1 protein-coding gene is annotated in these 1,153 nt (G+C 59.5%); it reads left to right on the top strand.

The window, feature by feature from the left end; translation table 11 throughout:
* Positions 1-349: 349 nt before the first annotated feature.
* Positions 350-1,153: flagellin (locus P0652_RS18720; protein WP_284180429.1), on the top strand; the 804-nt coding region annotated here is incomplete at its 3' end.

Here is a 1,153-nt window from a genome sequence, read left to right as displayed (position 1 = left end):
GACCCAGCAGCAGTTCGCTGTCCAGGCCTTCTCGGCCGGCTCGGCGAATGCCCAGTCGCTGCTGCAGCTGCTCGCCTGACCTCGTCAACCAGCAAACAATCGAGGGCGGCAGGGAAACCTGCCGCTCTTTTTCTTTGAGCACTCAGCAATAGAGACTCTAAAACATTCTGTTAACGTTACCAAAAAATTCTACATTAACTAGAATTCAAGATCGATATACTTACTTCTGCGTCATTAATTTTGGCTTAGATCTGTTCCGGCAACGTTGCAGTGCTGATGAGCGGAGACAACCCGCTCCCGGTACTATTCGGCCAGGATGGCCGCCCATTGCAACAGAAGGTGCAACACGATGAGCGTTGTTTTCAATGCGGCCACGGCCGCGAACGTGTCGATCCTCCGGACGACGAATGAACTTTTCTCGATCTCGCAGAAGCGGGTCGCGACCGGCAAGAAGATCTTCGGCGCTGCCGACGATGCCACCCGCTACAACATGTCCCAGACCATGCTGTCGCGCTCCCGCAACATCAATGCGGTGAACAACAACATCTCGACCGCCCTCAAGACCCTCGAATCCACCGATATCGCCCTCAAGCAGGTCCGCTCGCTGCTCCAGCAGATGAACGACATGGCGACCCAGGCCCTCGCGGCCGGCTCGACGACGACGATCTCGGCCAACCCGACGGCGAACATCAACGCCAACACCTATGTCGTGGGCTATTCGAACGGCATGCGCCTCTCGATCACCTCCGACAGCGGCGACAATTTCACCTACACCTTCGGCAACTCGACCGCCGGTACGGGTTCTTCCGCCAACGTCACCTGGGGCCAGGTCGCCCAGGCGCTGAACGCCTCGAATATCGGCGTCCAGATCCGCTTCGAGCCGAACGGCACGGGCTCGCGCCTTGTTCTTGAATCCTCCGACCGCTCGACCGGCTTCTCGATCGATGGCCGCTCGTCCGCCCAGGTTGTCGATGACCTCGTCGGCATCAACTCGAGCTATGACAGCACTTACCATTCGTCGAAGTTTGCCAACGGCTCGGCATCGCCGACCGGCTTCGCGGCGACCTCGCCGAACGGCATGCGCTTCGGTGCCGGCGGCTTCATCCAGGCCCCGTCCTCGATGCCGTCTGCCTCGGCCAACTCCTCGATCTCG

The organism is Rhabdaerophilum sp. SD176 (genome assembly GCF_030143245.1).
In the GTDB taxonomy this organism is placed as follows: Bacteria; Pseudomonadota; Alphaproteobacteria; order Rhizobiales; family Beijerinckiaceae; genus Rhabdaerophilum.
Note: the sequence above shows the minus strand (reverse complement) of the source record. Positions and strands in the feature narration are given on the sequence as shown.